Below are 12,803 nucleotides of genomic sequence, written 5' to 3' on the forward strand. Positions count from 1 at the left end.
TTCAGCCTTGTCCCGGAACGCACGCGGCGCGATAGGCCTCGCGCAACAGTTCCTGGAAATGATGCACGGCGTTTTCGCGCAACGGGTTCAAGCGTCCGGCCACGTACGAGCCCGAGCTCAAGCCGCGCTGCACGTCTTCGCAGATGGTCAGGTCTTCCAGCTGCACTTCGTCGCTGAAGGCCAGATCGGCTTCGCGGCGCGCGCGCGCCTCGCCGGAATCGTCCGCGGTGTAGTAGAAATCGAACTCGACCCGGCACCGGTCCACGCCGACCGGCACGATGCGATTGGTCTGCAATCGCCCGGGCAGGATGTTGAGCATGGTGTTGGGCCACATCCAGTAGTACAGCGCGTCGCCGCTGCCGTACAGGCTGTCGCCGCTTTCCAGCGGGCTCCACTGGTAGGAATACCAGCGCGCGGTTTGCGTGACGTAGCTGCGGTAGTCCAGCAGCCGGTTGAGGCCGGGATGGATATGCGGGACGTGATAACCCTCCAGGTAGTTATCGACGTAGACCTTCCAGTTGCAGGCGACGTCGTAACCGACCCGGTGGTGATGGCCGTAATCGGCCAGACCGCGCGCATCGCCGATGCGCTGCGCAATGCCTTCCACGAATTCGTCGAAGTTCAGGGTGGCGGCCGCGGAGGCGGCGAACACCAGCCCCTGCCATACCCGCACCTGTAACTGCGGCAGACGCACCTGGCTGGGATCGAAGTCGGGCGCGTGATTCATTTCCGGCGCCGAGCGCAGCACTCCGTCCAGGCCGTAGGTCCAGCCGTGATAGCGGCAGCGCAGCGAACGCGCGGCCAGGCCGTCGCAGCTGGCGATCGGGCCGGCGCGATGGCGGCAGACGTTGTGGAAGACCCGGATCTCGCCATCGCCGCCGCGCACCGCGATCACCGGCAGGCCGGCGAAATCGGCGACGACGTGGTCGCCGGCCTCGCGCAGCTGGCACAGGTGGGCGATCAGCTGCCAGCCGCGATCGAACACCGCCTCGCGGTCGAGCGCGGCCATGCCGGCGGCGACGTAGTAGCGCGCGGGCAGGGCGGTAGCGTGGCTCAGCGGCTGCGGCGCGAGATCCGGCTGTGCGGGCGTGATGGCGGCGATGACGTTGGCGGCGGGCTCGGTCATGGCCGCAGTATCCGCCGCGCGGGCGCGGCGCGCAAAGCATGGGGCGGCGATGCGAGCGCGGTCTGAGCGCCACCGCGACCCGCGCACCCATGGCCCGGTCGTGGCTATACTCCGGCGCATATCCAACGCAAGGGAATGCCATGAATCAGCCCGTCATCCCCGATGTCGCCCTGGTGGACAACACCGAACAGCGCACCCCGCTGGTCCTGGTGCTGGACTGCTCCGGCAGCATGATGGGGCCGCCGATCCAGCAGTTGAACGAAGGCCTCAAGCTGTTGGAGACCGAACTCAAGGGCGATGTGATCGCGGCCAAGCGCGTGCGCGTGCTGGTCGTGCGCTACGGCGGTTTCGACCATGCCGAAGTGGTCGGCGACTGGTGCGACGCGATGGATTTCAGCGCGCCCAACCTCGAAGCCGACGGCACCACCCCGACCGGGCGCGCGATCGATCTGGCCCTGGTCGAGGTCGAGAACGAAAAACAGCGCTTCAAGGCCGCCGGCATCGCCTACACGCGGCCGTGGCTGTTCCTGATGTCCGACGGCACGCCGACCGATGCCTGGGAAGCGGCGGCCAAGCGCGCCTGCGACGCGGAGCGCGCCAACAAAGTGGCGATCTTCCCGATCGCGGTCGGCGAAGGCGCCGACGACGCGATCATGAGCCAGTTCAGCAGCAAGGGGCCGGGCGGCGTCAAGCGCCTGCACGGTCTGCAGTTCCGCGAGCTGTTCCTGTGGCTCAGCGCGAGCATGCAGGTGGTGTCGCAATCGCGTCCCGGCGGCCAGGCGCAGCTGCCGTCGACCGACACCTGGTCGGCGGTACCGACCTGAGCGGCGGGGTCGCAGGCATGAGCTGGCGAATTTACGCCGCATCGGCGACCGGAACCTCCCACATCGACAAAGGCATTCCCTGCCAGGACGCGTTCGCGTTCCATGCGGCCGGCGATGTGCTGGTCGCGGTGGTCTGCGACGGCGCCGGCTCGGCGCCGCGCAGCGATGAAGGTTCGCGTCTGCTTGCCGACACCGTCGCGCGCGCATTGGGCGATCGCTGCGAGCGCGAACCCGAGTGCCTGGGCGGCGACGCCGAGGCCTGGTTCGCCATCGCCGCCGATGCGGTGACGCTCGCGCGCGATGCGCTGAGCCAGACCGCGCAGGCCGCGCAGGCGCCGCTGTCGAGCTATGCCGCGACCTTGGTCGGCTATGCCGGCGACGGCCGACGCGGCTGGTTCTTCCATATCGGCGACGGCATCGCCGTGGCCGAGCCGGCGACGCCGGACGACGGCGAAGACAGCGCCGCGGCGTGGGTGTCGCTGCCGTCCAACGGCGAGTACGCGAACGAAACCTACTTCGTCACCGGCGACTCCTGGCGCGAGCATCTGCGCGTGTCGCCGGTGCCGGCGCCGATCGCGCATCTGGCGCTGATGTCCGACGGCGCGATGCCGTTCGCGATGCAGAAGAACAACGCCGGCCTGTTCAAGCCGTTCTTCGAACCGGTCGCGCGCTATCTGGCGTCGGTGGACGAAGACCAGGGCAGCCGCGCGCTGCTGGCCACGCTCGAGGACCCGCGCACGCACGGCATCACCTCCGACGACAAGACCCTGCTGATCGCATTGCGGAGCTGAGCGCGGCGATGAGCAGCCCCAGCACCGGCAGCCGCATCCAGATCGGCCCGCGCCCCAGCCGGCTCGGGCCGTTGATCAAGAGCGGCGGTGCCGGCAGCGTCTACCTGCTACCGGACTATCCCGACAGCGTGGCCAAGATCTATCACGCGCGGGTGGACCCGCCCAGCTACACCGATCGCGTCGAGGCGATGCTGCAACTGCGGCCGAAACTGCCCGATCAGCTGGAAGGCGGCAAGCGCTACGTGCAGATCGCCTGGCCCGACGCGGTGGTGCGCGACGAGCGCGGCCGCTTTATCGGCTTCACCATGCCGGCGCTGGACGTGGATTCGACTTCGGAAGTCGAGCAAGTCCTGCAGGAGCGCCAGGCGCGCGCCGCCGGCCTGCCGGTCGGCCTGGGCCACAAGGTCACCCTGGCGGCGAATCTGGCCTCGGTGCTGGCGGCCTTGCATGCGCAGCATCATTACGTGGTCGATCTCAAGCCGGTGAACCTGCGCTTCTATCGCGCGTCGCTGTATATCGCCTTGCTCGACTGCGACGGTTTCAGCATCCAGGGCCTGGGCCGGCGCTTTCACGCGCCGCAGTTCACGCCCGATTATCTGGCGCCGGAATACCAGGTCCACACGCTGACCGAAGCCGGCGAGGAAACCCAGGACCGGTTCGCCCTGGCGGTGGTGATTTTCCAGTTGTTGAATTTCGGCATCCATCCCTACAGCGGCCGGCCCAAGCACGATCGCGTGCCCACCGACGTGCCCGGTCGCATCCGCGAACGCTGCTACGCCTACGGACGCCGCGGCAATGCGGCGATGGAGCCCAACCCGGTCAGCGCGCACGCGATGATGCCGGTGCAGTTGCGCGACCTGTTCGATCGCGCTTTCGGTCAGACGCCGGCGGCGCGGCCGAGTTCGGCCGAGTGGGGCGATGCGCTGCGCGCGTACGCGCAGCCCTCGCGCGGGCTGATCGTGGTGTGCGCGAAGCATCGCGAACACCAGCACTACGCCGGCCAGTCCTGCGCCTCGTGCATGCGCCAGGAGTTGCTGACCCGCACCGCGCGCAACGCGGTGCCGCGGCCGAAGACGGTGTCGCCGTTGCCGCCGATCTGGACCGCGGCCACCCGCGCCGCGGCCGCGCGCGGCACCGGGCCCACCCGCGCGCAATTGCAGGCGCAGTTGCAAGCGCAGCTGCAGTTGCAGGCACAAATGCAGGCGCAGATGCAGGCAGCGCAGGCCAGGCCGTCGCCGGCGGTCGCGCGCGCGCCGGGCCGGATGTCGCGCTTCTCCAGCCGCATGCGGGTGGTGCTGGCGCTGCTGTTCCCGCTGGCGTTCGCCTTCATCGCCCAGTTCGTCCAGGGCTATTACGCGGCCTTGCGCGCCGCGCCGCAGTCGCCGTTCGACGGATGGATGAACGCGATCCTGATGACGTTTCTGGGTCTGGCCTTCGTCGTCGGCTGTTATTTCTTCGTCGTGGCGGTGCCGCGCAGGTTGAACAATCGATGAGCTGGCGCGGGCCGCCATCGCGATGGCAGCGCATGCGCGTGCCGACCCTGTTCCCGTGGCTGAAGGTGGCGATCCTGGCCTTTTTCACCGTGCTGGTGATGGCGCCGATCACCGGCTGGCTGATGTCGCTGCCGATGTGGGCGATGGACGTGCTGGGCTATCTGTTGTCTTCGCCGCTGCACACCCAGCCCGAGCGCTGGTTCCGCGCCGGGTTGGTATTGGCCGGCGTGCCGAGCCTGATCGCGGTGGGCTGGCGCGCGCGCCAGGATCGCGATTTCGACATGGGCGTGATGACCGCGATAGCCACGCTGGTGCTGATGGTGGGCTTGATCGCGCATTACCGCTGGATCGAGATGAAGCGCGGCGGGCGCGAGAACGCGGTGATCGAGCGGGTCGAGCCTCGCCGCGTGGATATTGGCGCGCAACTTTTTGTGGGAGGGGCTTCAGCCCCGACGCTTTTCTTTCAGCGCTGAAAGATCCAGCACTGCGGATCGAAGAGCATCGGGGCTGAAGCCCCTCCTGCAAAAGACTTCGGCCATCGCCGCGCTCATTGAATCGCGATGCCCGGCCGATGCGCGCCGGCCCCCTGCCGTACGCGCATCGGCCGGATCGCCGGAACCGGCTCCTGCAAGCCGCGTCCCCGACTGACCGCCGATACGCAACGCATCGTCGCTGTACGATGCCTGCCCTTCGTTCGGATCACCGCGCATCCGCTGGGCTGCACGCGATGATCCGGGCGGTCAATTCTTCGATCCTTTGTCTGTCGCTTTACACCGTCGTAAAACAGACTCGTCATTCCCGCGTTCGCGGGCTCCGCTTTACTTCGGCGGAGCCGAACATCCAGCGACTTCAAACGTTCTCGCACGAAAGGCCCTGGATTCCCGCGTTCGCGGGAATGACGACCTGATGGTGGCGCAATCACACCGACGCATTAGGCAACTCCGAAACCGTAGCCCCGATAATCAACGGCCGCCGCGAAGTCGTAGTGCCGCTGAACGTCTGCGTCGCCGCATCGGCCTTCCAGCCCGCGGCGATGCTGCCGCCTTCGGCCTCGAACGTGAAAGGCCCCACGCGCAATCCGGTCGCGGCCTTGAACGGATCGACGAAGCGGCGGAAGGTCGAGGTGGTGGTGCGGATCACGAACGAAGGCTTGTAGCCCACGCACATGCCGTTCTTGATCAGACCGAAGAAGCCTTTCTCGCCGAACACCGGCTGGCCGCGGGTCTCGATCGAATCGCCGCCGAACGGGCTGTAGCCGGGCATGAAGGGGCCGTCGATCATGCTGCGGGCGAACTCGCCGTCGAACCATTCGCCCGGGCGGATGCCGATGCGGTCCACCGCCTGGAAATCCAGCGACAGCTCCAGCTTGTTGTCGAATTCGAATTCGTCGATGCGCTCCCAGCGGCCGTTGATGCGCACCTGCCAGAACAACTGGCGGATGCGGCCGCGGCGTCCGGCCCAGGTCTGGGCGAAATCGTACGGCGCTTCGCGATTGCTGAAACCCAGGGTGACGCCGGCCGGGCCTTGCCCGGCTTCGACCTTGGCCACCCAGTCGGCCGCGTTCTGATCGATCTGCCAGTCCGGCACCTTGGGCAGACGGATCAGGTTGAGGTCGGCGTAGCGCACGTGGAAGTCTTCGTTGCCGCAGCGGCGCTGGGCGTCGCCGAGTTCGGGCTGTTCGCACTGGGCGATCAGGTTGCTGTAGTGCGCCTGCGCCTGATTCATCGTCACCTGCGCGGCGACGATGCGGTTCTGGTAGCTGCGCCCGCGCGGGCTGCCCAGCCATTCGCTGAAGCTCGGCGGATGGTCTTCGACCTGGTTGGCGTAGGCCGAGGCGGCCGACGTGGTGGCCAGGGTGTAGTGATTGGTTGCCACCACCAGCGCGTCGTCGGCGTCGTGCAGGTGCTGGCGCAGGCTGCGGTATTCGGTCTGCGCCGGGATCACGTTGAGGAACTGCTGATAGGCCTGGTGCACGGTGTCGCCGCTGGAGACATAGGCGCCGATCGCGCTCCACTGCGGCGCGGTCGCGCAGAAGTCGTACTGGGCGGCGGGGATGAAGCCGGCCTGGGCGCGGCTCCAGTCCCACTGGGTCGAGGGGTAGGTCAGCTGGAAGTCGTCCGGCGACAGGCCGATCGAATCGATCAGCGCGCGGTACAGCAGCCCCCAGGGCTTGTCGTCGAAGTCGCTGTTGGCGGCGATGATGCCAGCGTCCAGGCGCGCCAGTTCCAGCAACCGCCGGTCCTGGGCGCCGTGGCGGAATTGCGAGAGCGCGCCGACGTCGTCCTGGGAATTCAGCGTGTCGTCGCTGCCGGTGAAGGGAAATTCGGACTCGGACATGGCCTGGCTCCTGCATCGCCGCGAAGCGGCGTTGCGTGCCGGGTACCGCGCGCCCTGGGCGCTTCGGCTCCGGACGCGGCACGCGGCGATCCGGGTGGAGCGCAGGGTGGGTGCGCGATCCCCAGATCGCCTTACGGCAACCTTACGGAGTTCGATCGCCTTTCGATTCAACGGCTTGGAGCAATCCGGGTGCGCTTTCGTCAGGTTCGGACAGGCGCGATCGGGCGCTTTCGCGACGCCCCGCGCAGTTTCGTGGTGAGCCTGAGCAGGGCGAAAGTGAGGCTGAGTGAAGCGGCCGGCGCGCGGCCCGGCCTGCCGGCCCACCGTAAGGTTGCGGTAAGGCGCCGCCATGACCAGGGCGGCGAGGGTGTACGGGCGGCCCATGCCGTGGTGCGCAAGCCGACCGGAATCGCCGGGGCCCGCGCCTTACCCAACCGGAGAAACCCATGAACGCCACGCTCGCGAAGTGCATGCTGTCCGCCGTAATCAGTCTCGCCGCACTGCCCGCGATGGCGGGCGACCCGCCGCAGTGCGTCTCCAAGCTGCCCAAGAGCGTGCAGAAGATGGTGGCCTCGTTCAACGACTGCGCCCGCGCCGACAACCCGACCACGGCTTGCGAAAAGGTCGAACTCAACGCCCGCGGTTACGACAACGCCCAGGGCCTGCTGCCCAAGCTCGGCGCGCTGGGGCCGAAGTACTGGCGCGCCGCGCCGCGTCTGCTCGGCTCGCCGCAGGGACTGGTGTATCTGGTCCAGGAAGGTTCCCAGGGCAAGCCGATCACCCAGCGCTATTACACCGCCGACCAGTTCGCGAGCTTCTGCCGCATCAGGTAAGCCGCGCCCGCGCAGTGCGCTGGAGTCGGGTCGGCCTTGCGCCGGCCCGATCTCGTATTCGGTGCCTGGCCGGTCGCCATGACCGCGCGTTTTCACGCCGCCGCCGCCCGCGCGTTCTGCAAGACGCTGCACCCCTCATTCAAGGAGTTTCGCCATGAACGCCCATTACCGCTATGCGGCCGTCTTGTGCCTGGGCCTGCTCGCCGCGCCCGCGACGGCCAAACCGCCGGTCTGCAAGGTACTGCCGCCGGACATCAAGGAAGCGATGCGCAACATGTCGTTCTGCATGACCGTGGCCGACCCGGTGGCCGAATGCGGCCGTACGGGCATGGACGTGCAGGTATTCGGTAACGACGAAGGCAAACTGCCCAACCCGAGCCGCGGCCAGGAGTACTGGGAAGGCAAGATCCGCCACGACGGCGCGGCCGGGACGCGCCGGTTGGTGTATCTGATGACGATGGGGGCGCGCAAGAACATCGTCGAGAGGCGTTACTACACGCCGGATCATTACGCGACGTTCTGCCAGATCAACTGAGCCGGAGGATCCGGCCGTATCGCGCGTAGGGCTACATCTGTGGGAGGGGCTTCAGCCCCGACGCTTTTCGATCAAAGGCATCGGGGCTGAAGCCCCTCCTACAAAAGACTTCGCTGCTTCCGCAAAATCTTGCGATTCCCGATTCCCGATTCCCGATTCCCAGCCCCAAACGCAGGCGGCTGCGCGCCGCCTGCGCGCGGAACTCAAGCGCGCTTCTTGCGCCCGGGGATGACCTGCGGATCGTTGCCGACCTGCGGATCGCAGGAGATCAGGTCCACATCGTTGTAGGCGCTCAGCGAGTCGCGCACCAGCACGGTGAAGAAAATCAGCGTGGACACCGAGTTCTGGTTGCGCATGCGCACGCGGCGGCCATCGTCGAGAATCTCCGGCGCGCCGATCTGCTTGTAGGCATCGGAGTTGAGCACGTTGACGATCTGGAAACGCGAGGACACTTCCTCCTCGAATACGTATTCGAGCGTGATCGGGGTGCTGGTCTGCACTGTCACCACGTCCGGCGAAAAGCTGTAGAAATAATGGCCCTTGCCGGCGTTGCCGCCGAAGCCGACGTGAGCCAGCGTCAGCTGGATGCTCAGCACCGGCACGTCTTCGCCCTTGCCTTTGCCTTTCTTGGTCTTGCCTTGCTTGCTGCCCTTGTCGGGAGCGGCGTCTTTCTTGCTGGCCATGTTGAGTTCCTGTCGTTCAGGGGTGCTGCGGATCGGCTTCGTAGTAGGCAACGAAGCCGGGATTTCGGTAGCCGATGCGTTGCAGCCAGGCGATCTGGCGCGCGGCGCGGTCGCGCGCGCCCAGGCGTATCTGCGCGCGCGCCCAGGCGTCGAGCACGACGCGGCTGCGGCTGTCGGCTGCGGCATCGGCCAACAATTGATCGACCCGGCGCCAGTCCTGGCGCGCGCGGGCGGTGTCGCCGGCGGCGGCGTAAAACTCGCCGCGCCAAGCCAGCGCGCGGCCGAGGCCGGCGCGATTGGGCAAGTCGTCCGGCGCGGCGCGATGCAGCTTTTCCAGATCCGCTACCACGGTGTCGGCTTGCGCGGAGGTGGTCAGCGGATCGGCCTGCGCCAGATGCAGGCGCACGTTGGCGTCGAGCAGCCGCCATTCCGGCGGCGGATCGGTCTCGCGCATGATCGGCGCGAGCGTGCGTTGGGCCGCGCGCAGCCGTTCCACGGCGCGTTCGCGCGCGCCGGAGAGCGAAGCGACCAGACCGGCGTGGGAATAGGCGTGGCCGAGATTGCGCCGCCACACTTTATTGTCCGGCTGCTGCTCGACCAGGGCATCGAGCAAGGTCACCGCTTCGTCGATCTCGGTCTGCGCCTCATCGAGCCGTCCGCGATCCAGCGCCAGCACCGAACTGCGCAGCAGCGATGTAGCCAGCTTGCGCCGCCACTCGTCGGCGTCGGGTTCGCTGTCGATCAATTCGCGCAGCATCTGGGTTTGCGCGGCGTAACCTTGCGCCGCTTCGGTCAGCGCGCCGCTCATGTCCTGCGCGCTGCTTAGCCAGGACAGGCTGTCTACCAATTCGAAGCGCAGCGATTTGTCGCCGGGCTTTTTCGCCAGCAGTTGCCGCTTGATCGCGACGGAGCGGTCGAACAACTCGCCGGCCTCGTCGCTGCGCTGGCCGCTGAAGGCCAGGGTGCCCAGGTTATTGAGCGCGTAGGACAACTCCAGTTGCCAGCGCGGGTCGTTCGGCGCGCGTTCGACCAGGCGCTCGGAGGCTTTCAGATACGCCTGCCAATGCGTGCGCGCGCCGTCGAATTTCTTTTGCTGATAGTCGTGATAGCCCAGCCAGTACGCGGTGGTGCCCGATTCGGCCAGCGCGTCCAGCGATTCGGGCGCGCCGGCCAGGGCCAGCGAGGAGGCTTCGTTAGCGCGTTCGAACGCCGCGCGCGCTTCGGCGAAACGCGCCTGATTCATCAACACCTCGCCGACGGTGCGCAGCGCGCGCGCATGGCTGACCAGTTCGCGCGGCTGCATGTCGGCTTCGGGCATGTACTCCAGATAGGCCAGGGCCTGGCTGCCGACGCTGTCGAGCAGTTTCAGATTGCCGATCGGGCGCAATTGCTCGGCCAGATCGCCGAGCATGAAGGCGACCAGTTGCTGCGCCTGATCGCGCCGTTGTTCGGCTTCGCGCCGCGCCTGCCAGGCCTGCAGGCCCAGGCCGATGGAGACCAGCGCCAGCAGGCACAGCGCGCCGATCGCGCCGACCCGCAGCCATTGCTTGCGCCGCTGCTGACGCTCGGAGGCGTGCAGGAACTTCAGGTCGTCGGCGTCCAGATCGTCGGGCAGGCGGCGCGCGGCTTCGCGCGCTTCGGCCAGCGGACGGCCGGGGTTGAGCAGGTGATCGGCGCGGCGGCCTTCGGTGACCCAGCGCCGCGCCGCGCGTTGCAGGCGTTCGCGCGCCTGCAGCAGATGGCGGTTCTCGCGCACCCATTCGCGCGCGCGCGGCCATTGCCGCAGCAAGGCTTCGTGCGCGACGCCGAAACCGGGCTCGCCGCCGCTGAGTTCGCCGACGAACAGGCGCGCGCGCACGAAGGCTTCCGCCAACTCGCGCGCGGCCGCGTCGTCCAGGCTCGACCACAGCACGCGCCGGCCGGTGACCGCGTCGCTGTCGGGGCGGATCACGATCAGGGCCGCGAGCACGCGCTCCACGCTGGCTTGCGCGGCGGCCGGCAATTCGGCGTAGACCTGTTCCGCGCGATGCGCCAGCGCGCCTTCCAGACCGCCCAGTTCGCGATAGGTGGACAGGCTCAGCACACCGTCGCTGCTCTGGCGTTCGTACAGCGCCTGCAGGGTGTGTTGCAGCAACGGCAGCGAATCGGGGTGTTCGGCGGCGGCGTCGCGCAGCACATCGTCCAGGCGGCTGGAGCCGTCCGGATCTTCCTCGAAACTCAGCCCGGCCAGCGCGGCCGGGGCGCGGATGATCTGGCCGATCTCGCCCAGGCGCGGCGTCAGCAGGTCGATGTGGCCGTCGCCGGCCTTGAGTTCGGCCAGCCCGGGCACGCCTTCGATCAGCGCCGGATAGAAATCGCTGCGGGTGATGGCGATCGTCGCCACCCGCGTGGACGCGCACAGCGCGGTCAAGGCCACGCCCAGGTCGCGGCGGTCGGCGTCGGTGATGCCGGGCGCGGCGACCGCGGCTTCGGCGTGATCGACCACCAGCGACAAATGCGCGCGTTCGGCCAAGGGCGCGGTGTGGCGCGCGAACGCGTCGTCGATGCGCGCATGCAGCGCGGCCGGGGATTCGCGCAGTTGCCGGGTCAGCCATTCGCACTCGCCGGGCAGGAACACCGGCCGCCCGTCCAGCGACCAGTCGCACAGCGATTGCGCCAGCCGCGTCAGCAGATCGCCGCCGCGGCACGCGCCCAGATCGAAGTAGGCGCTGGCCAGCGCGTGCAGGCCGTCGAAGCCGCCGTCCTGGCGCAGCAGCGGCATCACCCCGGCGCGCAGCAGCGAGGTCTTGCCGCAGCCGCTGGCGCCGGAGACCAGGACGAACCGGCGCTGGCTGTCCATCTGTTCGCGCAAGGTCGCCAGCAATTCCGCGGTGGCGCGGCTGCGGCCGAAGAACACGCCGGCATGGGCTTCGTCGAACGAACGCAGGCCGACGTAGGGGCTGCCCTGGGTCCACGCCGCCGCGCGCGGCAGGCCACTGCGGTAGTCGTCGGGAAAACTCACCCGCGAGACCAGCCGGTAGCCGCGCTTGCGGATGGTTTCGATGTAGTCCGGCTCGCGGCTGCTGTCGCCCAGACGGCGGCGCAACTGGGCGATGGTCTTGTGGACCGGGTTGTCGCCGTAGAAAGTGCCGCGCCAGATTTCGATCAGCAGTTGTTCGGCGCTGATCACTTCGCCGGCGCGTTCGGCCAGGGCGATCAGCACTTCCATCATCCGCGGTTCCAGCGCGGTGACCACGCCGTCGCGCACGATCGCCAGGCGGTCGGGTTGGACCAGCAGCGCGCCGATGCGGAACTGCGACACCGCGGCCAGGTTCTTGATCCGATCGATGCGTTGGGGCATCGCAGCGTTCGCTCGCGTGTGCTTGTCAGCCGTCGGGGCCGGTGACGCATGAAGCCTCATGCGCGCCCCGCATCTGCGACGTCCGGCGACGGTAAGCACCGTGCGGCGTGACAGGCGAGAGGCCGCCATCGTCGTTGCGCCCCATCGCAACGTCAGGCGGGGTGTATTGCCTCACTAAAACTAACAAACCTTGCGCGTTTCGTCTGTAACGAGAGCGCCAAATCGGTGCCGATCGGCAGTATGCGCACGCAGCGGCTCATCGGTGTCCGGTGCCGGTCGCGTTTTACGTAACGCGCGCGGGCGCGTGCATCAATAATCGGGCCGGCAGCCGAGCGGGCCCGCGTGCGTGTCGGCGCGGGCAGCGGCTGGAGGCAGCGGCGCCGCGGTCGCGATGTTCGCGACCGGACGGCATCGCCGCCGCACGGGAATAAAAAAAGCCGGCCGGGGGCCACCCCCCGCGGCCGGCAGAGGCTTGCAGCCGAGGGGGATCAGCCGCAGCAATAGCAAACCAAAGGACGTCCGGGACCGCCGGGGCCGAGATCGCCGCCGAATTCGGCGCACTCGGTGCGGCAGGCGAAGGCGTCGCACGATTCCGATTGCGCCGGCGCGCTGCCGTTGCCGGCGACTACCTGGAAGGCGCCGAATCCCATCGCGGCCGTGAACAGCAGACTCGCCAGGACGACTCGTACACCACGATTACGCTTGATCATTGCTCAGCTCCTGTCGATGTCGCCGCGGTCCATGCCGAAAGCTCCGGCGGGCGCGGCGGTGGCGCCGGCCGGCATGATTGCCGATCCGGTCGGGCGGCGAGGCCGTGCCGTGGCCTCGCCTTACACCAGTA

The 12,803-nt window shown here is 68.1% G+C and carries 11 protein-coding genes; 6 read left to right on the forward strand and 5 right to left on the reverse strand.

Annotated features, from left to right (window positions below; translation table 11 throughout):
• Nucleotide 1: 1 nt before the first annotated feature.
• Nucleotides 2-1,126, reverse strand: coding sequence for an aromatic ring-hydroxylating oxygenase subunit alpha (locus LG3211_RS07170; RefSeq protein ID WP_083512368.1), 1,125 nt, complete (start codon nucleotides 1,124-1,126; stop codon nucleotides 2-4).
• Nucleotides 1,127-1,266: 140 nt separating this feature from the next.
• On the opposite strand from LG3211_RS07170, the gene LG3211_RS07175 reads away from it, so the two are divergent.
• The 4 genes from LG3211_RS07175 to LG3211_RS07190 are packed head-to-tail and all read left to right on the forward strand — an operon-like array spanning nucleotide 1,267 to nucleotide 4,707.
• A complete protein-coding gene (locus LG3211_RS07175) occupies nucleotides 1,267-1,950 on the forward strand; it encodes a vWA domain-containing protein (RefSeq protein ID WP_057942226.1) in 684 nt (227 codons plus the stop codon).
• 17 nt (nucleotides 1,951-1,967) lie between these two features.
• On the forward strand, nucleotides 1,968-2,741 hold the full coding sequence (locus LG3211_RS07180) for a PP2C family serine/threonine-protein phosphatase (protein WP_057942227.1): 774 nt from the start codon (nucleotides 1,968-1,970) through the stop codon (nucleotides 2,739-2,741).
• An 8-nt stretch (nucleotides 2,742-2,749) separates the two neighbouring features.
• Complete coding sequence (locus LG3211_RS07185) at nucleotides 2,750-4,234, forward strand: hypothetical protein (RefSeq protein WP_057942228.1); 1,485 nt, start codon at nucleotides 2,750-2,752, stop codon at nucleotides 4,232-4,234.
• 32 nt (nucleotides 4,235-4,266) lie between these two features.
• Nucleotides 4,267-4,707, forward strand: a complete 441-nt coding sequence (locus tag LG3211_RS07190; RefSeq protein WP_057942229.1) for a hypothetical protein — start codon at nucleotides 4,267-4,269, stop codon at nucleotides 4,705-4,707.
• A 445-nt stretch (nucleotides 4,708-5,152) separates the two neighbouring features.
• On the opposite strand, the gene LG3211_RS07195 is transcribed toward LG3211_RS07190, so the two are convergent.
• On the reverse strand, nucleotides 5,153-6,571 hold the full coding sequence (locus tag LG3211_RS07195) for a hypothetical protein (RefSeq protein WP_148648787.1): 1,419 nt from the start codon (nucleotides 6,569-6,571) through the stop codon (nucleotides 5,153-5,155).
• 446 nt (nucleotides 6,572-7,017) lie between these two features.
• Between LG3211_RS07195 and LG3211_RS07200 the strand changes: the two genes are divergently transcribed.
• Both LG3211_RS07200 and LG3211_RS07205 read left to right on the forward strand, forming a co-directional pair.
• The gene (locus tag LG3211_RS07200; protein ID WP_057942230.1) at nucleotides 7,018-7,404 is read left to right on the forward strand and encodes a hypothetical protein; all 387 of its coding nucleotides are present in this window, start codon (nucleotides 7,018-7,020) and stop codon (nucleotides 7,402-7,404) included.
• Nucleotides 7,405-7,558: 154 nt separating this feature from the next.
• Entirely contained in the window at nucleotides 7,559-7,939 is a 381-nt protein-coding gene (locus tag LG3211_RS07205) for a ribonuclease domain-containing protein (protein ID WP_057942231.1), read from the forward strand.
• A 203-nt stretch (nucleotides 7,940-8,142) separates the two neighbouring features.
• Here the strand turns inward: LG3211_RS07205 and LG3211_RS07210 are convergent, their stop codons facing one another.
• The 3 genes from LG3211_RS07210 to LG3211_RS07220 all read right to left on the reverse strand — a co-directional run bounded on the left by LG3211_RS07210 (nucleotide 8,143) and on the right by LG3211_RS07220 (nucleotide 12,672).
• Nucleotides 8,143-8,622, reverse strand: coding sequence for a hypothetical protein (locus tag LG3211_RS07210; protein ID WP_235110436.1), 480 nt, complete (start codon nucleotides 8,620-8,622; stop codon nucleotides 8,143-8,145).
• Between the two features lie 16 nt (nucleotides 8,623-8,638).
• Complete coding sequence (locus LG3211_RS07215; protein ID WP_057942232.1) at nucleotides 8,639-11,962, reverse strand: nSTAND1 domain-containing NTPase; 3,324 nt, start codon at nucleotides 11,960-11,962, stop codon at nucleotides 8,639-8,641.
• 488 nt (nucleotides 11,963-12,450) lie between these two features.
• Entirely contained in the window at nucleotides 12,451-12,672 is a 222-nt protein-coding gene (locus LG3211_RS07220; protein ID WP_057942233.1) for a hypothetical protein, read from the reverse strand.
• Between the last annotated feature and the right edge of the window lie 131 nt (nucleotides 12,673-12,803).

It is taken from the genome of Lysobacter gummosus (assembly GCF_001442805.1).
GTDB classification, from domain to species: domain Bacteria; phylum Pseudomonadota; class Gammaproteobacteria; order Xanthomonadales; family Xanthomonadaceae; genus Lysobacter; species Lysobacter gummosus.

Excerpts from the sequence above, each read along its gene's own strand:
- LG3211_RS07185 (WP_057942228.1), top strand. The coding sequence starts at position 2,750 with ATGAGCAGCCCCAGCACCGGCAGCCGCATCCAGATCGGCCCGCGCCCC.
- LG3211_RS07195 (WP_148648787.1), bottom strand. The coding sequence starts at position 6,571 with ATGTCCGAGTCCGAATTTCCCTTCACCGGCAGCGACGACACGCTGAAT.
- LG3211_RS07170 (WP_083512368.1), bottom strand. The coding sequence starts at position 1,126 with ATGACCGAGCCCGCCGCCAACGTCATCGCCGCCATCACGCCCGCACAG.
- LG3211_RS07180 (WP_057942227.1), top strand. The coding sequence starts at position 1,968 with ATGAGCTGGCGAATTTACGCCGCATCGGCGACCGGAACCTCCCACATC.
- LG3211_RS07210 (WP_235110436.1), bottom strand. The coding sequence starts at position 8,622 with ATGGCCAGCAAGAAAGACGCCGCTCCCGACAAGGGCAGCAAGCAAGGC.
- LG3211_RS07200 (WP_057942230.1), top strand. The coding sequence starts at position 7,018 with ATGAACGCCACGCTCGCGAAGTGCATGCTGTCCGCCGTAATCAGTCTC.
- LG3211_RS07205 (WP_057942231.1), top strand. The coding sequence starts at position 7,559 with ATGAACGCCCATTACCGCTATGCGGCCGTCTTGTGCCTGGGCCTGCTC.
- LG3211_RS07190 (WP_057942229.1), top strand. The coding sequence starts at position 4,267 with ATGCGCGTGCCGACCCTGTTCCCGTGGCTGAAGGTGGCGATCCTGGCC.
- LG3211_RS07215 (WP_057942232.1), bottom strand. The coding sequence starts at position 11,962 with ATGCCCCAACGCATCGATCGGATCAAGAACCTGGCCGCGGTGTCGCAG.
- LG3211_RS07220 (WP_057942233.1), bottom strand. The coding sequence starts at position 12,672 with ATGATCAAGCGTAATCGTGGTGTACGAGTCGTCCTGGCGAGTCTGCTG.
- LG3211_RS07175 (WP_057942226.1), top strand. The coding sequence starts at position 1,267 with ATGAATCAGCCCGTCATCCCCGATGTCGCCCTGGTGGACAACACCGAA.